Raw genomic sequence first — 18,155 nt, forward strand, 5'->3', positions numbered from 1 at the left:
CACAGAAACATGGAATCACTGTGCTTCCGCTGGGTCGTGCCGGCGAGTTAGCAAACTATAATGGAAACGTTAAATATAAAGGAACAGGAGCAAGCGAATGCTTATTTTGACTCGTCGAGTTGGTGAAACGCTTATGGTTGGTGACGATGTTACTGTTACTGTGTTAGGCGTCAAAGGGAATCAGGTACGAATAGGTGTTAATGCACCAAAAGAAGTTTCTGTGCACCGTGAAGAAATATACATGCGTATTCAGGCAGAAAAAGGCGGACAGCCGGACTCTGCAGAATAAACGCTAATGTAGCTTCATTGGGAAAGGTCGGCGCACGCCGGCCTTTTTTGTTTCTGTATTTTAAAAAGGATGGTACTAGCCCAAAATTTGCCGGCAATGATTGATTGACGAGTTAACAGTAGGCGTGGGTCGTGTGATTGGTATACAATTAACGTGTTTTTTAAACGAATCGTTTAAAATGACAGCGGACGAACACTTTCTTCCTAAAAAAGGTTTGACTCAGGCCAATGAATCCGTAAAATGCATCCCGCACTCAAGGAGAGGTGGGTGAGTGGCTGAAACCAGTTCCCTGCTAAGGAACCGTACGTTAATTCGTACCGAGGGTTCGAATCCCTCCCTCTCCGCCATTATTCGTTGATAGTGGCGGTCGACAAAAAGTTTATTGCGCGTGTGTAGCTCAGCTGGATAGAGTACCTGGCTACGAACCAGGCGGTCGGAGGTTCGAATCCTTCCACACGCGCCACTTATTTTGAAGCGTCACCTTTTGATGTAAAAGTCGAAAGTAAAACAGTTTACGCGTGTGTAGCTCAGCTGGATAGAGTACCTGGCTACGAACCAGGCGGTCGGAGGTTCGAATCCTTCCACACGCGCCATATAAGAAAGCCCACCTCATTGAGGTGGGTTTTTTTATGCCTGCCTCAAAATGACCCAAGCTCCCTCATTTCTACATGGCGTGCACTAATGCACTCTTTTTAATTATTCTCTTTTTACATATTCTCTTTTAAAAATTGTGCACCTTTGCACTTGCTAAAATCACAATCAAAAACCGACAGTTTTCATCTTTATGGCATTTATCACATTGCGTTGTTGAGTTTTTATAAACCCCATGATAGTTATTTATCTTAGATTTTATTAAAGCGAGTTCACATGGACACCGATTCAGTCACTAGCCTGCTAATGGAAGCGGCTTCACTTATGCTAATAGGTATGCTGTTTGTATTTTCCTTTCTTGGTTTACTTATCCTAGGGATCCATCTTATTGCGCGCTTTTGTAAAGCATTCCCCGGCGAGGTTGATTCAGAGTCAGTTTCTACCAGTAGACCCAAACATTCAGCGCAGCCGGGTATTGATGGCAATATCATCGCCGCCATCTCCGCTGCTGTTCATACTCACCGTCAATCTAACAAAAATATATAGCCTCAAGGAACTACCATGACAAAGCCACTCGCGCTTACCGAGCTTGTTTTACGTGATGCACATCAATCATTGCTCGCCACTCGGATGCGAATAGAGGATATGCTGCCTATCGCTGAAAAATTAGATAGCGCTGGGTTTTGGTCTGTAGAGTCTTGGGGAGGCGCCACCTTTGACGCCTGCATTCGCTACTTAGGAGAAGATCCCTGGGAGCGTATTAGAAAACTGAAAAAGGCGATGCCAAATACCAGGCAACAAATGTTGTTACGCGGGCAGAATTTACTCGGCTATCGTCACTACGCCGACGATGTAGTGACGCGGTTTGTCGAAAGGGCTCACGAAAGCGGTGTGGACGTATTTAGAATATTCGATGCGATGAACGATATTCGCAATTTAAAAACAGCCATTAAAGCTACCATTGATAGCGGAGCCCACGCGCAGGGTACCATTTCATATACGGTGAGCCCTGTCCACGGGCTAGAAACGTGGTTAGAGATGGCCAAGCAGTTAGAAGATCTTGGCGTCCACTCTATTTGCATTAAGGATATGGCAGGACTGCTTAAACCATACGAGTGCGAGGCTTTGATCGCGGGGCTTAAAGAGACAGTGAAAGTTCCTATTGCAATGCAGTGTCATGCAACAACAGGGTTAAGCACGGCCACTTATCAAAAGGCTATTGATGCAGGTATCGATATGCTGGATACCGCCATTTCCTCTATGAGCATGACGTATGGTCATACGGCCACTGAGACAATGGTATCTATTGTTGAGGGTACTCAGCGAGATACGGGAATATCACTTCCACATTTAGAAGAGATCGCCAGTTATTTTCGCGAGGTCAGAAAAAAATACAGTCAGTTTGAAGGCAGCTTGAAAGGTGTGGATGCGCGCATCCTTCTTGCTCAAGTGCCAGGTGGAATGCTCACCAACATGGAAAGCCAGCTAAAAGAGCAGGGTGCAGAAGACAAATTTGAAGAAGTATTAAAAGAAATTCCGCGGGTTCGTGAAGACCTCGGTTACATACCGTTAGTAACACCTACGTCTCAAATAGTAGGCACCCAATCTGTATTAAACGTACTCACGGGAGAGCGTTACAAAAGTATTACTAAAGAAACCGCCGGAGTTTTAAAAGGTGAGTATGGTGCGACTGCAGCGCCGGTGAACAGCGAGTTACAAGCGCGGGTGCTAGACGGAGCAGAGCCAATAACATGTCGCCCTGCTGATAACATTTCACCTGAACTCACTAAACTTGAAAAAGAATTAGATGAACTTGCTCACAAAAAGAACATTGCTCTGTGTGAAAGCAAAATTGATGACGTGTTGACCTATGCACTCTTCCCTCAAATTGGTCTTAAGTTTCTTACCAATCGAGGGAACCCTGATGCATTTGAGGCTGCGCCGACGCTCGATGAGAATTCAAAGGACCATACTAAGAGCAATACCAAGAACTCATCTTCTACTAAAAACGCTGCACAAGAGGGCCAAACCCAGCAGGTGACGTCTTCACAAGCAAATGCAGCCGCGTATGACGTTAACGTTGATGGGAAGCTTTATCACGTAGAGGTAGCGCCTTCAGGCGCATTAAAACAAGTTTCTGAGGTGAACAGCAATACTGCAGCCAGTGCTGCTACGCCTGCAAATCAAACCCAAGCCTCGAATCAAGCTGCATCAGCATCTCAAGCAAGCGCTGCGCAAATTATTGATGCGCCATTGGCCGGAAACGTATTCAAGGTTTTGGTGCGCAATGGTGATAGCGTAGCCGAGGGAGATGTGGTCATTATTTTGGAAGCCATGAAAATGGAAACAGAGATACGCTCGGCCTATACAGGCACAGTTAGCGATATTCTCGTTAGTGATGGCGACGCTGTAAGCAGTGGGCAATCACTGATTTCGTTGGGGTAATACATGGATAAGTTACTACTGCTTTGGGATAGTACCGCACTTGCCCATTTTGAGGCTGGCCAACTCGTAATGATGTTGGTGGGCTTTGGGTTGCTCTATTTAGCCATCGTTAAGAAATTTGAGCCTCTTTTGCTGTTACCCATAGGATTTGGCGCGCTTCTCACTAATATCCCCATAGCGGGCTTCTCCGAAGCGGGAGGGTTGCTCCACTATATTTATAAAATCGGTATCGACACCGGTGTGTTCCCACTCCTTATTTTTATGGGGGTTGGGGCCATGACCGATTTTAGTGCGCTTATTGCTAATCCAAGAATGCTATTACTGGGCGCGGCAGCTCAATTTGGCATTTTCGCTACGCTCTTTGGTGCCATCGCTTTAAATTTGCTGCCAGGTTTTGAGTTTACCTTAAAAGACGCCAGTGCTATCGCTATTATCGGTGGAGCCGATGGGCCTACCGCAATATTCCTTGCTTCTCGTTTAGCGCCGGACTTACTAGGTGCCATCGCCGTTGCGGCATATTCGTACATGGCATTAGTGCCCATTATTCAGCCTCCTATTATGAAAGCTCTTACTACCAAAGCTGAGCGAGAGATTAAGATGGGGCAATTGCGCTTTGTTTCTAAACGAGAAAAGATAATTTTTCCTCTGGCGGTGTTGTTCCTAACGATTTTATTTTTACCTGCGGCAACCCCTCTTGTAGGCATGTTCTGTTTCGGTAACTTAATGAAAGAGTGTGGTGTTGTAGACCGGCTGAGCAATACAGCACAAAACGAACTTATTAATACAGTGACAATCTTTCTTGGTCTTGCTGTTGGCTCGAAGTTATCGGCTGAGGCGTTCCTCACGGTAGAAACCCTTGGCATTCTCGGGCTAGGTGCTATTGCTTTTGCAATTGGTACGGCAACCGGTGTGCTCATGGCAAAATTAATGAGTCGGTTAAGTGGCAATGCGATCAACCCGTTGATTGGAGCCGCGGGTGTATCTGCTGTGCCAATGGCCGCGCGAGTAGTCAATAAAGTGGGTCTAGAAGCCAATCCTCATAATTTCTTACTTATGCACGCTATGGGGCCTAATGTGGCTGGCGTGTTAGGCTCAGCAGTGGCCGCAGGTATATTACTAGCTCTCGTAGGATAACTAGCTCTCGAAGGATAATAATGATTAGCGCGGTAGAGCTCAACCCTGCCGCGCTTTTGCCAGAAGTATAGAGTGCGCGCAGGGCTGGGTTTCAATAGAGCAGGTGCCGGCAAAGCAAGGTGCTAGCAGTATCGGGAGCTAGCAGGATATGAAACCAGCAGGATAAGGCTATTTGACTTACAAAATGAATCCAGAAGATGTGTGTACTGCTGCGGCCGCTGTTGCCGCACCCAGTAACGTAACCACGCCAGCACCGGCTAAAAACGTACCTAACTTCTTAGCAAACGATCTATTTTTTGACCGCGCTTGCAGCTTTTGCGAAAAAAACGAAGTAAGAATAAAAATTGCACCAGCAATAACTGCATAGCTCACGTAAGTCATCAACATAACATTTTCCCATTATTTAAATGTGTAATGTTTGTTTCGTTCGACACAGAGTAAACGTTCATTTTCATGAGTTACATTATGTTAACAAATCGAAGGTTGTGACCGCTTTTAATATTGCCTTTCGCTTTCGATATTATTGATTAGCGAATGGTTTGCTGTGGCACAAGAGAGTGGTAGGCAGTCACGAGTTTTTTAGTCCGAGTGTGTTGGGGCCAACGAAATATAGTTTCTGTTTTGCCTTCTTCAACAATTTGACCGCGCTCCATTACAATAACTTTATCTGCAATATGGCGCACAATACCCAAATTGTGACTAATAAAGATAAACGCCAAACCAAGCTCTTGTTGCAACTCTAAAATCAAATTGACAGTTTGCGAGCGAATAGAGGGATCAAGGGCGGCAAAAGGCTCATCTGCTACCAAAACTTTGGGTTTGAGCATGATTGCGCGAGCAAGTGCAATACGCTGCTGCTGACCGTCTGAGAGCATATTCCGATAAAAGTAGAAGTGCTCTCTTAACAATCCTACTTTGACGAGGGTATCTTCAATGATTTTCTTACGCTCGTTAGATTCCAGCGTGGTATTCAATCGCAAAGGCTCATCGAGTATACGGCCCACCGGAACCGAAGGGTTCATGGTTTCGTTACTGTGCTGCAATATCATCCGAATGTCATGCGTTCGCTTTCGCTGACCGTCTTTTGATTTATATTTGGCTAAATACTTGTGCTCATTAATTTCTATTTCGCCCTCGTCAGCACGAACGGCGCCCACAAGTAGTTTGGCTAACAGTGATTTACCAGAACGATTCTCGCCAATAATAGCTACGGTTTCTCCGCGTTTAACCGTTAGGTCTATGGGGCCAAGCTCAAAAACTTCAGGCCGTTTTAACCACCGCTTGTTTTCATTGTGTAGAAACCTAAGTTGCTTTACCTGCATAACGTCGGTCATAGTTTCTCCATATGCAAAGGATAATGGCAACTGTAGCTGTGATCGTGGATGCGCCTTACTGCTGGTGTTTGTACGCAAGCACGTTGTGCTCGGGGGCATCGTGGACCTAATCGACAGCCAATAGGCAAATGCTGCAAGGTGGGTATTGACCCAGCAATGGTGGGCAAATGAGACTTAGGCGGTAAATCCTTCCTAAAGCTTGGGGCACTATCAAGCAGAGCCTTTGTGTACGGGTGCAGCGGCCGCTTTTTAATATGCTTCATTTTACCTGATTCCACCGTTTGTCCTGCGTATAGCACCGTCATCGTATGCGACATGCTGGCGATGGCAAGAAGGTCGTGACTCACAAATAAAATAGACAGAGACCGGGTTTGATTTAAGCGAGTGAACAACTTCAGAATTTGTGTCTTTGTCGTTGGCTCCATGCCACGTGTAGGATCATCAGCAATGAGCAGTTTAGGTTGTGAAACCAGCGCCATGGCAATCATAAATTTTTGACCAATATCGCTTGGAATTTGGTGGGGATAGGCGCTTAAGTAGTGCTTGTGATGTTTTATTCCTACTTTATGTACCGTGCTGATAGCAATTTTTCTGCGTTGTTGAGCGCGTTGCCAAAACCATCGCCCCTGAATAAACTCACTGGGAATACTTTCTTCTAGCTGTTCACCAAGCGTTGCAGAGGGGTCTAAACTGGTTTGCGGGTTTTGAAATACCACCGCAATTTCCCGTCTCATCACCTCACGACGTTGTTGAGAAGACATACCGAGAAGATTTTCACCATTCCAACTCATTCTGTCTGCGGTAACCGACCACTCTGAGGGCAGGGCCCCACATATTGCAGATACGATTAAACTCTTGCCTGAGCCAGACTCACCCACTAATGCGCGAATTTCTCCAGTGCTCACCGTTAGATTGACTTTATCCAAAGCTTTAATGGTGCCCTCACTACTATGCATTTCTAGCGTCAGGTTTTTTATATCTAACATTGGCATTTTAGTGATTTACCCTTTTTCTCAAGGCTGAGCGAAGACCGTCACCAACCACATTGATTGAAAGCACCAAGAAGAAAATTGCCATACCGGGAAGCGCGACATTCCATGGGGCTAAATAGGTCACATCCAGTCCGTCTGATAGTATTGCCCCGAGTTCCGGCAGCGGGGATTGTGCTCCGAGGTTTAAAAATCCCAGTGCCGAAATATCAATAACGGCGATAGAAAGCGCTATCGTTCCTTGCACTACCAGCATTTCAGTCATGTTGGGTAAAATGGAATAGGTAAATAATTGCCATTTGTTCGCACCGTCTAGCTTCGACGCCACAATGTAATCTTTTTTCATTTCAGTGCGCACGAGGCTCCGGGTGTGGTGAACAAACTGAGGTATGAGCGCGAGAGTAATTGCCCACATGCTGTTCACCAGTCCAGTACCAAAAATAGCCACAATAATAATAGCGATAAGTAACGTGGGAATTGCCATTAGCGCGTCTGGCAGGTGGTTGGCAATACTTGAACGAACGCCGCGAAGCATGCCCGCAAAAGCGCCGAGGCTTACGCCAACCAGCATGGCCAATACCACGGTAATAAATGCAGAGCCTAGCGTTACTCGGCACCCATAGATTACGCGAGTAAAGAGGTCTCTCCCTAAGGAGTCGGTGCCGAATAAATGGGAAATTGAACCATTACCCGTCCAACTTGGTGGTACTAACAGGCCATCGATATTTTGTTCATTAACCCCATAAGGCGTTAACAACGGAGCAAACAACGCAAATACAACAAACACGCAAAGCAGCACAGCACCTGCCATTGCAATGTGACTCTCTTTAAACGCGCGCCACGTGCGCTGCCATGGCGAGGGGTGAAATTCTTCTTCGTACAAACTATATTGCGGCATGCTCGTACTTCTCTCTGCTAGGATCGATAAGTCGATTAAACATATCAACCGTAATGGTAAGGGTGATAACCAGCGTCGATACTGACAGCATGCCTACTCGTAGCGCAGGATAGTCCCGCTGATAAATAGCCTGAATTAACCAATTGCCAATTCCCGGCCACGAAAATAGTGTCTCAACGATCATTGTGTTGGTTATAAGGGTCGTAATCTGAATTGCCATCAGTGGCAATATAGGAAGCAAAGCGTTTCTTAAAATGTGTCGAAAGAAAATCTGCCAACCTGACAATCCTCTAGACACTGCTGCAGCAATGTAGGGTTGATGCCTAGCATCAATAACCGAGCGCCGAGTTATTCGCACCATGGAAGCGGTTGAAACTGCGCCAATAGCAACGGTGGGAAGGGTTAAATGGGACAGGGCATCTTTAAATGCCAGGCTTTTGTTTTGCATGTCAGAAAGTAAAATATCCAGCAGTATGAAGCCGCTTACAGGCTCTACATCGAATAGCAAACTTATTCGACCAGAAAGAGGCGCTTTGTCTAATTGCAGACTGAACACAAGAATTAGCAAGAGCGCTAGCCAAAAAACAGGAAAAGAATAGGTGGTGATGCTGCTCGTGTTAATTATGTAGTCAGAAGTTGAGTAGCAGCGCATTCCAGCGTAGTACCCCAGAGGAATACCAACAAAAAGGGCAATCATGATTGAATAAGTGGCAAGCTCAATGGTAGCGGGCATTGCTATGCCAATCTCATCTCTCAAGGCAATGCCCGAGGTAAAGCTATACCCCCAGTCTCCCGCAAATAGGTTAGAGAGGTAATAGAAAAACTGAATAAAATAAGACTGGTCAAGGCGGAACTGACGTTCTAAAGCAAGACGCTGAGCGTCATTGGCAGGAACAATGCCAGTGAGGTTTTCTAACACATCACCAGGAAATAAATAGGCCAGCGAGAACGACATGACGGCTAACACTAAAAGCGTCAGGACAAAGAGAATGCTGTAGCGTGCTAAAATCCGAATCACAGTACTTTTTCAACTCCACCAAAACGGACACCGCCAAAGGGATTAATGGTCATTCCCTTAACTTCATTTCTGTAGGCTTGATAGCGATAGGCATGGGCAATTGGCACCAGCGGAAGTCGCTCATACATGAGTCTGTTCACTTGATGATAAATAGCCCGTCGTTTATCGAGGTCTTCTGTTTTCAATGCCTCGTTAATAAGCCTATCATAATCCTCATCGCACCACATGGCCCTATTGGTGCCTGAGGGAATAGCGCCGCAGCTAAGCAGAGGGCGGTAAAAGTTATCGGGGTCGCCGTTATCCGCAGACCAACCTATCAATACCGAGTCGTGCAAACCTTCTTGTAGGTGGCGTCTAAACGTCTTCCAGTCATACGTGACTATGTTGGCTTCAACACCCACCTCTCGCAGATATCGCTGAATAAGTTCTGCCATCTTAATTGCATTGGGATTGTAGGCCCGTTCTACAGGCATAGCCCAAATCGTCATTGAAAAGCCCGGCTCAATGCCGGCTTCAGCAAGCAAGCTTCGCGCTAGCACAGGATTATACGCCGTATCGTCTGCATCGTTTTGATAAGCCCAGCTGGCGGCGGGTAACAGGCTCTTCGCACGAGATGCACTGTCAAAATACACCGCCTCTAACAACGTATTTTTATCGATAGCGAAAGCGAGTGCCCGTCTTACGTTTGGGTTATCAAAAGGAGGCCGCTGTGTGTTGAAGGCCCAAAACCCAATATTCAGTCCTGGTTTTTCTGCTAACGTGAGATCTTCTCTATTCCTGATTACTTCAAGCTCTGTTTGTGCAGGAAATGCAGTAGCGTCGCATTCTCCCGTCATCAGCTTAGCCAGGCGAAGTGAGCTACGGGGAGTAATATCAAAAATAAGTTGTTTTACGCTAGCGCTTGGGGCTTTTTCAACTGTCGCTTGATTGAGGTCTTCGCCGTTCGCAACATTCTCTTCGGCAGAAAGATCTCGGTCGCTAGCCAAAATGCCATCACTACTTTCCTCAAGAGATTCGTCTTCAAGAGATTTGTCAGCTACATCTCCTTCAAGAGCACGCCAATAGTCCTCATGGTGGAGGTATTTGATGTAGCTATCTTTGCGAAAGCTATCAAACCGGTAGGGTCCGGTTCCAACCGGCAGCTGATCGATTTGGCTAGGATTACCTTGTTCGAAAAGTTGTGCCGCATATTCTTCGGATAATATGACGGCAAAGTCAGTGGCCAAATTGGCTAGAAATGAACTGTCTCGACGCTTAAGAGTAATTTCAACGCGATAGCCATTCACTCGCGTTACGTCAGCAATGTTGTCTGCTAAACCTAAGCTTTCAAAATAGGGATAGCTGCCGCTTGATACGTTGTGAAATGGATGAGATTCAAGTCTCCAACGATCGATACTGAATATGACATCGTTGGCATTAAAAGTACGGGTTGGCGTAAAAAAGTCGGTGGTGTGAAACGCAACGTCTCTTCGCAGTTGAAACGCATACGTTAAACCGTCTTCTGAGACCAACCAACTGCTTGCTAAACTTGGCACTATGCGGCCAGAGTCGGGATCGAAATCAAGTAGTCGGTCGTAAAGTTGATGGGAAGTGGCATCTGACGTTGTACTTGAGGTATCAAGCTGGGGATTAAAAGTAACCGGGTTACTTTCAGAACAATACACTACGCCAGTATTGTAAAAGGGCTGCTTGTTTTGCTTTGCACAGGACACCACAAGCAAGGCCGTGCCGGCGCAAACAGCAACGCGCTTTATAACACTGCTCATCATTTTAATTGCCTCAATTTTTACGCCCCAGCCTTTGTGATTCAGTTTTTACGGTTCAGCCTTTGCGGATAAAGCCTTATGCAGCTGTCTATAAGCTCACGCTTCTAGGTCCTGCGCAGATGAATCTAACAGGTTGTACTTTTTCAAGTAACCCCTAAGCTGATGATACGTTAGGCTGAGTTTTTCTGCTGTTTTTTTCTGATTAAACTGACTATCTGATAACGCTTGCTTAATAATATCAATTTCAAACTGCTGTGAACGCTCTTTTAAATCGATAGGGTAGTCAACGGCAATAGAATCTACCTTTGGTGAAAGCTCTCGGAAAGACTGCTCATCTGCAGCATTGCCTGTATTCTGCGGCAGTGTTTCTGAGTTCGCTGTGTCATTTGCTGCATTATTTGCTGTGCTATTTGCTGTGTTGTGCGTTGAGGCTCTGTCTTGCGTTGAGACTCTATCCTGCGTTCGCATTCTATTTTTTGGCCTAAACGCCGATTCAAAGGGGTCGAGTACAATTTCATGCACTGGCAGGTGAGGGTTATTCGTTCTGTATACAGCGCGCTCGACAACATTTTTAAGTTCACGAATATTGCCAGGCCACTCATACTCGAGTAGCGTGCGTTTGGCTTTTTCGGTGAATCCGCTAAAAAGCTCCATTTCCAGCTCGCGAGCCATATTAATTGCGAAGTTTTCAGCTAGCATCATGATGTCTTCTCTTCTTTCGCGAAGAGGGGGAATAGTAATAACATCAAAGGCAAGGCGGTCGAGCAAGTCTGCTCTAAATTCGCCAGCATCAGCAAGGGCCGGGAGATCTTCATTTGTCGCTGCAATAAGGCGTACATCAGTTTTGACCGACTTACTGCCACCCACACGTTCAAATTCGCCATATTCGACTACGCGAAGTAACTTCTCCTGAATAAGCCCTGATGTGTTTGCAAGTTCATCGAGAAAAAGCGTACCGTTATGAGCCACTTCGAAGCGGCCTTCGCGACGCTTAGCCGCTCCTGTAAATGCGCCCGCTTCATAACCAAAAAGCTCACTTTCTAAAAGGCTTTCATTCAGTGCAGCGCAATTGAGCTTGACGTAATTCTGGTCCCAGCGCTTCGATAAAAAATGCAAGCGAGCAGCAATTAGTTCTTTACCTGTCCCGCGTTCGCCGATAACTAGCACGGGTTTGTCTAAAGGGGCAATTTGCGAAATTTGCTCTAAAACTTCTAAAAAGCTATTTGCTTGGCCTAGCAAATTATCTTGTTGGCGATATCGACTCATTAAATCTCTCAATAGTTAGTCATTTCGACTAATAAATAGTGTAGAACAAAAAAAATTGATAAACGAGCATTATTTAAATTTAAAAAAAGGTTTTGTATTTAGGTACTTACGAGTTTGAGCAGATTGGCAAGCATATTGAATACTTTTCTATACAGAATTATTCAATATGTCAGTCATAGTTTCACAAGAATACATGACGACCAGATTTTCATTAAGAGGTAATTATTATGGGTATCTTTTCGCGTTTTACAGACATTGTGAACTCAAACATAAACTCATTATTAGATAAGGCGGAAGATCCTGAAAAGATGGTTCGTCTCATCATTCAGGAAATGGAAGATACGTTAGTAGAGGTGCGCTCTGCTTCAGCTAAGACCCTTGCCAATAAAAAAGATATTGTCAGTCAAATAGCGAAGTACGAAAGTGACGCAGCTGACTGGCAGTCAAAAGCAGAGCTTGCACTGAGTAAGGATCGCGAAGACCTTGCAAGAGCGGCACTGCAAGAGAGGAAAAAGTCTGCAGAAGCAGCAGAGACATTAACCAAAGAATTGGCTATTGTTGATGCTCAGATCAGTAAACTGCAGGATGAAATTGGCCAGCTACAAGATAAGCTTGCTGACGCCAAAAGCCGTCAAAAGACCATCATTATGCGTCAGAAAACAGCGAGCTCTCGTCTTGAAGTTAAGAAAACCTTGGACAGCACCAAAGTGGACAACGCAATGGGGCGGTTCGAGCAATACGAGCGCAAAATTGATGACCTAGAGTCGCAGGTTGAATCTTATGACTTAGGTCAGAAGTCGCTGCAAGATGAATTTGCAGAGTTAGAAGCGGGTGACAAAGTAGACGACGAATTAGCAGCGTTGAAAGCAAAAATGCAAAACGCCAAGAAAGATACTGAAAAGTCTGAATAATAAAAAATAACGAGCTGCTCCGACGTTATGCGGAGCAGACTGATCAGAGTTTGTAGGAGAATTCGAGATGGAAGAAGGTATGATCGCAATTATTGTAATGCCACTAGTGGTTTTCACAATTTTTGTAGCACCCATATGGTTAATTTTGCACTATCGCAGCAAGAAACAAGTCAATCAGGGATTAAGTGCTGAAGAGTACGCAGCGTTGAGCACATTAGCCGATAAAGCGGAAAAAATGAGCGAGCGTATTGAGACATTAGAAGCGATTCTTGATAGCGAGGCTCCTGAGTGGAGGAATAGAGCATGAGAAACGGTAAGCAGCTCTACCGCAACCCGGAAAAGGCAAAAATAGCGGGTGTTTGTTCAGGTGTTGCAGAGTACTTCGGCTTAGAAACATGGTTAGTGAGAATTTTAGTTGTCACAGGTTTCTTCCTTCTTGCTGGGCCTTTCATCTTTGTCGCCTACATTGCCGCGTGGTTTATTTTAGACAAAAAGCCAAAGCATTTGGATAACGCACAGCCTACGCCTCAAGCTTTTTCACGGGGTAAAGGTTGGACAAACCCAAACCGTGGGCAGGTAAAAGAAACGAAGGTCGAGGTGAAGACTAAGGTGTGGCAGGCTGGCGAACCACCAAAACAAGCCTTTCACGATATTAGAAATCGATTTGAAAAAACAGAGAATCGATTACGTAAAATGGAAACCTATGTAACGTCAAAAGAGTATCAGTTGAACAAAGAAATTAGTCGACTGTAAGCCTGACCAATGTACTGATTGAAAACCACCCTTATGGGTGGTTTTTTAATTTATATCATAGGGTTAGATTTTGATGTAAAAACATTGTTACAGTGATCTTAGTGGCTCAATAGGGGCAAATGCTTCTCGTAAAGCGGTTTTTGGTTAGACTACAGTCCACGTAATTAGCAACTCATTGGTTTTAGAAGTTATGCCAAAAACAACTCAATATGCATCGCGAGAATCTGACGGTAGCGGCCATATCGCCTGGTCGACAGAAGAAAACCAAATATGGTCAGAACTTTATTCAAGACAAATACCCTTGGTAAAAGAGCGCGCGTGTGACGAATACATCGAGGGTTTGAGATTGCTTAACTTGAGCGAAAACTGCATTCCTCAATTACCCGATATTAACCGTGTATTGCTAGAGAGAACCGGCTGGCAAACCGCAGAAGTACCTGCGTTAATTCCATTTGGTGAGTTTTTTCGTCTGCTAGCAAATAAGCAGTTTCCTGTGGCAACGTTTATTCGCTCACGTGAAGAGTTTGACTACCTGCAGGAGCCAGATATTTTTCACGAAGTATTCGGGCATTGTCCACTACTGACTAACCCTGCGTTTGCGCACTTTACGCATACTTACGGAAAATTAGGGCTGGCAGCGAGTAAAGAAGATAGAATTTATTTGGCGCGCCTTTACTGGTTTACCGTTGAGTTTGGCTTGGTGAAAGCCAAGAACGAGCTGAAGATTTACGGCGGAGGAATTCTCTCTTCACCGGGTGAAACTATTTATTCGCTAGACAGCGACGTACCAGTAAGAAAGCCACTCACCGCTACAGACGCATTAAGAACCCCTTATCGCATCGATATCATGCAGCCACTGTATTACATTTTGCCAGAGTTTGACCATCTGTTTGAATTAGCGGAAATGGATATTATGGCGTTAGTAGAAAAAGCGAAGTCTCTTGGTTTGTTCGCACCCTTGTTCGAACCAAAAGAGAAAAAGGCAGGCTAGTTTTTGTGAACGGTCGCACAAAAGCGAAAAAGCATACTTAACAAAAAAGCATAAACAAAATACTGAATAAAAAGTATATCTGGCAGAAAGGAGACGACTCAGTCTCCTTTTTTATTTGCACCAATTCGTATCCCACTGTTTACAAACTCACAGTTTTTTAATCTTTAGTAACAATTATCTTGTTATCTTTTTGTAAAAGTGTGATATCTTGTACATAAATCTTTACAACAATATACATACCCTATGCGCCTAGAAATCAGTTGTCAGGACCGCCTTGGTATCGCCCAAGATGTTCTGGATATTCTCGTGACTAAAGAAATAGACCTTCGGGGAATCGAAATAGACCCTGTGGGTAAAATCTTCCTCAATTTTCCTAATATAGAATTTGAAGACTTCCAGCATCTCATGCCTCAAATTCGTCGAATAGACGGTATAGACGACGTCAAGACCACGCTTTTTATGCCAGGGGAAAGAGAGAAGAATCAGCTTTCAGCAATACTACGCACGCTACCAGACCCTGTTTTCTCTGTTGATGCCAAAGGCAATATCTTACTGTGTAATGAAGCAGTAAGTGCTGGCTTAGAGCTTCCTGCCAGTGATATAGACGGAATGGAGATTGCCGAGGTTGTTAAAGGGTTTAACTTTACGAAGTGGATGGATGGAAAAAGTCCAGGCCCCCAATCTTCAAAGGTGAAGTTCATTCAGCAGGATTATCTGGCCGACATGCTGCCTATTACGGTAGCGGACGGAGAGAAGAAAAGTATCATGGCTGGCGCGGTGGTCATTTTAAAATCCGAAATGCGCCTCGGCCAGCAGTTCACGGCATTTCACCAGTCGCCCACAGACAGTTTCGATCGTTTTGTAACAGAGTCATCATTTATGAAACGCGCAGTTCACGAAGCCAAAAGAGTAGCGGACTTAGACGCACCTATCCTCATATTCGGTGAAACTGGCACAGGTAAAGAGATGATCGCGCGAGCTTGTCATCAATCAAGTCGTCGCAGTGAAGGGGCATTTTTAGCATTAAACTGTGCCTCGTTACCCGACAGTGTTGCAGAAACTGAGCTTTTTGGTTGTGCAGCAGGAACCTACAACCAGTCTAGCGGCAAAGTGGGCTTGCTCGAGCAAGCAAAGGGCGGCACCTTACTACTTGATGAAATTGCTGATATGTCGTCGCAACTGCAAGCAAAACTATTAAGAGTGCTTGAAGACGGTGAGTTTAGACGCGTAGGGGATGTGGAGCCTGTCTCTGTAGATGTACGCTTTATTTGTACTACTTGCCGCGACTTAGGCCAACTGGTAGAAGAGGGGCGCTTTAGAAAAGAGCTGTATTATCGCTTAAACGTGTTAAGCCTAGTAATGCCGTCGCTCAAAGATAGGCGTCAAGATATTGTTCCTCTGGCAGAGTCTTTTATCTTGCAGCACAGTACCAAGCTGGGTCGACGACCTGCTAAGTTAAGTAAATCTTGCGTCGACTTTTTGCAGCAATATCCTTGGCCAGGAAATGTGAGGCAGCTGCAAAACGCCCTTTATCGTGCGCTTTCCTTGCTCGATGGCAAAGAAATAACCAAAGAAGATATTCAGCTTCCAAGCTGCGCCCCAAGCGTTACCTACATTGATGAGAATTTTGAGGGTACGCTGGATGAAGAAGTGAAGAAATTTGAGAAAGACTTATTAAAGCGTCTGTACCCGTTCTATCCCAGTACCAGGCAGCTTGCTAAAAAATTGGGCCTTAGTCATACCGCCATTGCCAATAAGCTGCGTGAATATGGCATTAATAAGGCGACAGTTAAACTGTAGAGCGCTCACTTTTCGTTGTTGCAAGTGTGTTGTGATAAGTTTACAACACCCTTGCAGCTAGCGTCAGCAGGCAATTGCCAGCAATTCTCCCTTACGCCCCGTACATCCTTTCTTACAGCTTATTAAAACTTGTGGCTGTGCACACTTCTCTTTCCCCTACATGTAATGGCATAACTGTACTTATACTTAAGCAAACGTGCCCTAATTTACTTAGTGCTTATCGAGGAAAAAAGAATGAAGCTTGCTACATATAAAAATGAAACCCGCGATGGGATCCTTATGTTGGTATCACGAGATTTGTCTAGAGCGTGTGACGTGTTAGACATAGCGCCAACAATGCAATATGCCCTCGATAACTGGCAAGAAGTTGCGCCGCAGCTACAGAGCCGATACGAGCAGTTAAATGATAATGACGGTGACAGTGTGCAATTTGACTCAACTCGCTGTGAATCTCCATTGCCGAGAGCGTTTCAATGGGCAGACGGCAGTGCTTATGTGAATCATGTTGAGCTGGTAAGAAAAGCACGGGGTGCTGAGATACCGGAGAGTTTCTGGACCGATCCACTGATGTACCAAGGTGGCTCTGACGATTTCATTGGGCCAAACGACGATATCATTTTGCCAAGCGATGACTGGGGAATAGATTTTGAAGGCGAAGTTGCGGTAGTTACCGACGATGTGCCTATGGCATGCACACCAGAGCAAGGCGCTGAACGCATTCGCTTAATCATGCTGGTAAATGACGTTTCCCTTCGCGGCCTAATTCCGGGTGAGTTAGCCAAAGGGTTTGGCTTTTTCCAATCCAAACCAGCCTCTAGCTTTTCGCCAGTAGCGGTTACGCCTGATGAACTCGGTGATGCGTGGCAAGATAACAAAGTACATCTGCCGTTGCGCTCGACCTACAACGGTGAGCTATTCGGTAAGCCTGAAGCAGGACAAGATATGACTTTTGATTTTGGTCAGCTTGTTGCCCACGCCGCTAAAAGCCGTAACTTAGGTGCAGGCACCATCATAGGCTCGGGAACCGTATCGAATAAGCAAGGCACCGAGCACGGCTCAGCAATCAGCGAAGGCGGTGTAGGTTATTCCTGTATTGCTGAGGTGAGAATGATTGAGACAATACGAGATGGCAAGCCAACCACCCCGTTTATGCAGTTTGGCGATCGTATTCGCATGGAAATGCTTGATGACAGTGGCGTCAGTATTTTTGGTGCTATCGAGCAGCAAGTTAAGCCTTTGCGCTAAACCTATCAATCGTTAACATGTGTAGAGGAACTATAAGATGAGTATTAAGCTTCACGGTTACTGGCGTTCTACTGCTACTTATCGCGTGCGTATAGCGCTCAATTTAAAAGGTGTAGACTACGAATATGTGCCGGTTCATTTAGTTGCCAATGGCGGCGAACAGCACAGTATGGATTACACTCGCTTAAACCCGGCTCATCTTGTTCCCACGTTTGTGGATGAAGACGAAGACATTATCTTGAATCAATCGTTAGCCATCATAGAGTATCTCGATGAGCGCTATGAGAGCGACTTTCGTTTAATTCCAGAGCATAAAACAGAGCGTGCGAGAGTAAGGGCGCTCGCACAGGACATTGCTTGTGACATTCAGCCTGTGGGAAACCTTCGTGTGTTAAATGCATTAAAAGGTACGTTTAATGCCAGCCAAGATGATGTGTCTGTGTGGGCTGCCCATTGGATAACACTGGGGTTCGATGCTATTGAAAAACGACTGCAAACTCAGTCAGGTAAATATTGCTTTGATTTTGACGTAACCATGGCCGACATATGTTTAGTGCCTCAAGTTTACAATGCGAAGCGCTTTAATATTGATATGGACCAATATCCCCTGATAAGCAAAATAGCGGACAACTGCAATGCCCTTGAAGCTTTTGAAAAGGCTAAGCCAGAAAATCAAATCGACGCTAGTTAGGTTTGGTATAGAAGAAGCTTTGGGTTTGATCTAG

General features: G+C 45.2%; 18 protein-coding genes and 3 tRNA genes. 14 read left to right on the forward strand and 7 right to left on the reverse strand.

What is annotated here, in order from left to right; all coding sequences use genetic code 11:
* The first annotated feature begins 97 nt into the window (after positions 1–97).
* The 7 genes from csrA to JV36_RS0108150 all read left to right on the forward strand — a co-directional run bounded on the left by csrA (position 98) and on the right by JV36_RS0108150 (position 4,459).
* Positions 98–289 (forward strand): carbon storage regulator CsrA, encoded by a 192-nt coding sequence (gene csrA / locus JV36_RS0108120; protein WP_032094439.1) that lies wholly within the window; start codon positions 98–100, stop codon positions 287–289.
* A gap of 257 nt (positions 290–546) precedes the next feature.
* A tRNA-Ser gene (locus JV36_RS0108125) sits at positions 547–636 on the forward strand.
* Positions 637–675: 39 nt separating this feature from the next.
* Positions 676–752: transfer RNA gene (locus JV36_RS0108130), tRNA-Arg, on the forward strand.
* A gap of 53 nt (positions 753–805) precedes the next feature.
* A tRNA-Arg gene (locus tag JV36_RS0108135) sits at positions 806–882 on the forward strand.
* A 274-nt stretch (positions 883–1,156) separates the two neighbouring features.
* Positions 1,157–1,426, forward strand: coding sequence for an OadG family protein (locus JV36_RS0108140; protein WP_032094440.1), 270 nt, complete (start codon positions 1,157–1,159; stop codon positions 1,424–1,426).
* A gap of 15 nt (positions 1,427–1,441) precedes the next feature.
* Complete coding sequence (oadA, locus tag JV36_RS0108145) at positions 1,442–3,325, forward strand: sodium-extruding oxaloacetate decarboxylase subunit alpha (RefSeq protein ID WP_032094441.1); 1,884 nt, start codon at positions 1,442–1,444, stop codon at positions 3,323–3,325.
* Positions 3,326–3,328: 3 nt separating this feature from the next.
* Entirely contained in the window at positions 3,329–4,459 is a 1,131-nt protein-coding gene (locus JV36_RS0108150) for a sodium ion-translocating decarboxylase subunit beta (RefSeq protein ID WP_032094442.1), read from the forward strand.
* A 177-nt stretch (positions 4,460–4,636) separates the two neighbouring features.
* Here JV36_RS0108150 and JV36_RS0108155 read toward each other — a convergent pair whose 3' ends face one another.
* The 7 genes from JV36_RS0108155 to pspF form a co-directional block, all read right to left on the reverse strand.
* The gene (locus JV36_RS0108155; RefSeq protein ID WP_032094443.1) at positions 4,637–4,846 is read right to left on the reverse strand and encodes a hypothetical protein; all 210 of its coding nucleotides are present in this window, start codon (positions 4,844–4,846) and stop codon (positions 4,637–4,639) included.
* A gap of 140 nt (positions 4,847–4,986) precedes the next feature.
* Positions 4,987–5,793, reverse strand: coding sequence for an ATP-binding cassette domain-containing protein (locus JV36_RS0108160; RefSeq protein ID WP_032094444.1), 807 nt, complete (start codon positions 5,791–5,793; stop codon positions 4,987–4,989).
* Entirely contained in the window at positions 5,790–6,785 is a 996-nt protein-coding gene (locus JV36_RS0108165; protein WP_032094445.1) for a peptide ABC transporter ATP-binding protein, read from the reverse strand. Before JV36_RS0108165 ends, JV36_RS0108160 begins: the two co-directional genes overlap by 4 nt.
* Position 6,786: 1 nt before the next feature.
* Complete coding sequence (locus tag JV36_RS0108170) at positions 6,787–7,680, reverse strand: ABC transporter permease subunit (RefSeq protein WP_032094446.1); 894 nt, start codon at positions 7,678–7,680, stop codon at positions 6,787–6,789.
* The gene (locus JV36_RS0108175; RefSeq protein ID WP_032094447.1) at positions 7,667–8,698 is read right to left on the reverse strand and encodes an ABC transporter permease; all 1,032 of its coding nucleotides are present in this window, start codon (positions 8,696–8,698) and stop codon (positions 7,667–7,669) included. Before JV36_RS0108175 ends, JV36_RS0108170 begins: the two co-directional genes overlap by 14 nt.
* A complete protein-coding gene (locus tag JV36_RS0108180) occupies positions 8,695–10,467 on the reverse strand; it encodes an ABC transporter substrate-binding protein (RefSeq protein ID WP_032094448.1) in 1,773 nt (590 codons plus the stop codon). Before JV36_RS0108180 ends, JV36_RS0108175 begins: the two co-directional genes overlap by 4 nt.
* Positions 10,468–10,560: 93 nt before the next feature.
* On the reverse strand, positions 10,561–11,730 hold the full coding sequence (gene pspF / locus JV36_RS0108185; RefSeq protein ID WP_032094449.1) for a phage shock protein operon transcriptional activator: 1,170 nt from the start codon (positions 11,728–11,730) through the stop codon (positions 10,561–10,563).
* Positions 11,731–11,957: 227 nt separating this feature from the next.
* Between pspF and pspA the strand changes: the two genes are divergently transcribed.
* From pspA to maiA, 7 genes are all read left to right on the forward strand, one after another.
* Positions 11,958–12,641, forward strand: coding sequence for a phage shock protein PspA (gene pspA / locus JV36_RS0108190; RefSeq protein WP_032094450.1), 684 nt, complete (start codon positions 11,958–11,960; stop codon positions 12,639–12,641).
* Positions 12,642–12,708: 67 nt separating this feature from the next.
* Complete coding sequence (gene pspB / locus JV36_RS0108195) at positions 12,709–12,948, forward strand: envelope stress response membrane protein PspB (protein ID WP_032094451.1); 240 nt, start codon at positions 12,709–12,711, stop codon at positions 12,946–12,948.
* The gene (pspC, locus tag JV36_RS0108200; protein WP_032094452.1) at positions 12,945–13,394 is read left to right on the forward strand and encodes an envelope stress response membrane protein PspC; all 450 of its coding nucleotides are present in this window, start codon (positions 12,945–12,947) and stop codon (positions 13,392–13,394) included. The genes pspB and pspC overlap by 4 nt, the downstream gene beginning before the upstream one ends.
* Before the next feature lie 190 nt (positions 13,395–13,584).
* The gene (phhA, locus tag JV36_RS0108205; RefSeq protein WP_032094571.1) at positions 13,585–14,385 is read left to right on the forward strand and encodes a phenylalanine 4-monooxygenase; all 801 of its coding nucleotides are present in this window, start codon (positions 13,585–13,587) and stop codon (positions 14,383–14,385) included.
* A gap of 243 nt (positions 14,386–14,628) precedes the next feature.
* Positions 14,629–16,185 (forward strand): transcriptional regulator TyrR, encoded by a 1,557-nt coding sequence (gene tyrR, locus JV36_RS0108210; RefSeq protein WP_032094453.1) that lies wholly within the window; start codon positions 14,629–14,631, stop codon positions 16,183–16,185.
* Between the two features lie 234 nt (positions 16,186–16,419).
* A complete protein-coding gene (locus JV36_RS0108215) occupies positions 16,420–17,430 on the forward strand; it encodes a fumarylacetoacetate hydrolase family protein (protein WP_032094454.1) in 1,011 nt (336 codons plus the stop codon).
* A 37-nt stretch (positions 17,431–17,467) separates the two neighbouring features.
* On the forward strand, positions 17,468–18,121 hold the full coding sequence (gene maiA, locus JV36_RS0108220) for a maleylacetoacetate isomerase (protein ID WP_032094455.1): 654 nt from the start codon (positions 17,468–17,470) through the stop codon (positions 18,119–18,121).
* The last annotated feature ends 34 nt before the right edge of the window (positions 18,122–18,155 follow it).

Origin of the sequence: Alteromonas sp. LOR (assembly GCF_000753865.1) — a bacterium.
In the GTDB taxonomy this organism is placed as follows: domain Bacteria; phylum Pseudomonadota; class Gammaproteobacteria; order Enterobacterales; family Alteromonadaceae; genus Alteromonas.

Excerpts from the sequence above, each read along its gene's own strand:
- csrA (WP_032094439.1), top strand. The coding sequence starts at position 98 with ATGCTTATTTTGACTCGTCGAGTTGGTGAAACGCTTATGGTTGGTGAC.
- JV36_RS0108140 (WP_032094440.1), top strand. The coding sequence starts at position 1,157 with ATGGACACCGATTCAGTCACTAGCCTGCTAATGGAAGCGGCTTCACTT.
- oadA (WP_032094441.1), top strand. The coding sequence starts at position 1,442 with ATGACAAAGCCACTCGCGCTTACCGAGCTTGTTTTACGTGATGCACAT.
- JV36_RS0108150 (WP_032094442.1), top strand. The coding sequence starts at position 3,329 with ATGGATAAGTTACTACTGCTTTGGGATAGTACCGCACTTGCCCATTTT.
- JV36_RS0108155 (WP_032094443.1), bottom strand. The coding sequence starts at position 4,846 with ATGTTGATGACTTACGTGAGCTATGCAGTTATTGCTGGTGCAATTTTT.
- JV36_RS0108160 (WP_032094444.1), bottom strand. The coding sequence starts at position 5,793 with ATGACCGACGTTATGCAGGTAAAGCAACTTAGGTTTCTACACAATGAA.
- JV36_RS0108165 (WP_032094445.1), bottom strand. The coding sequence starts at position 6,785 with ATGCCAATGTTAGATATAAAAAACCTGACGCTAGAAATGCATAGTAGT.
- JV36_RS0108170 (WP_032094446.1), bottom strand. The coding sequence starts at position 7,680 with ATGCCGCAATATAGTTTGTACGAAGAAGAATTTCACCCCTCGCCATGG.
- JV36_RS0108180 (WP_032094448.1), bottom strand. The coding sequence starts at position 10,467 with ATGATGAGCAGTGTTATAAAGCGCGTTGCTGTTTGCGCCGGCACGGCC.
- pspF (WP_032094449.1), bottom strand. The coding sequence starts at position 11,730 with ATGAGTCGATATCGCCAACAAGATAATTTGCTAGGCCAAGCAAATAGC.
- pspA (WP_032094450.1), top strand. The coding sequence starts at position 11,958 with ATGGGTATCTTTTCGCGTTTTACAGACATTGTGAACTCAAACATAAAC.
- pspB (WP_032094451.1), top strand. The coding sequence starts at position 12,709 with ATGGAAGAAGGTATGATCGCAATTATTGTAATGCCACTAGTGGTTTTC.
- pspC (WP_032094452.1), top strand. The coding sequence starts at position 12,945 with ATGAGAAACGGTAAGCAGCTCTACCGCAACCCGGAAAAGGCAAAAATA.
- phhA (WP_032094571.1), top strand. The coding sequence starts at position 13,585 with ATGCCAAAAACAACTCAATATGCATCGCGAGAATCTGACGGTAGCGGC.
- tyrR (WP_032094453.1), top strand. The coding sequence starts at position 14,629 with ATGCGCCTAGAAATCAGTTGTCAGGACCGCCTTGGTATCGCCCAAGAT.
- JV36_RS0108215 (WP_032094454.1), top strand. The coding sequence starts at position 16,420 with ATGAAGCTTGCTACATATAAAAATGAAACCCGCGATGGGATCCTTATG.
- maiA (WP_032094455.1), top strand. The coding sequence starts at position 17,468 with ATGAGTATTAAGCTTCACGGTTACTGGCGTTCTACTGCTACTTATCGC.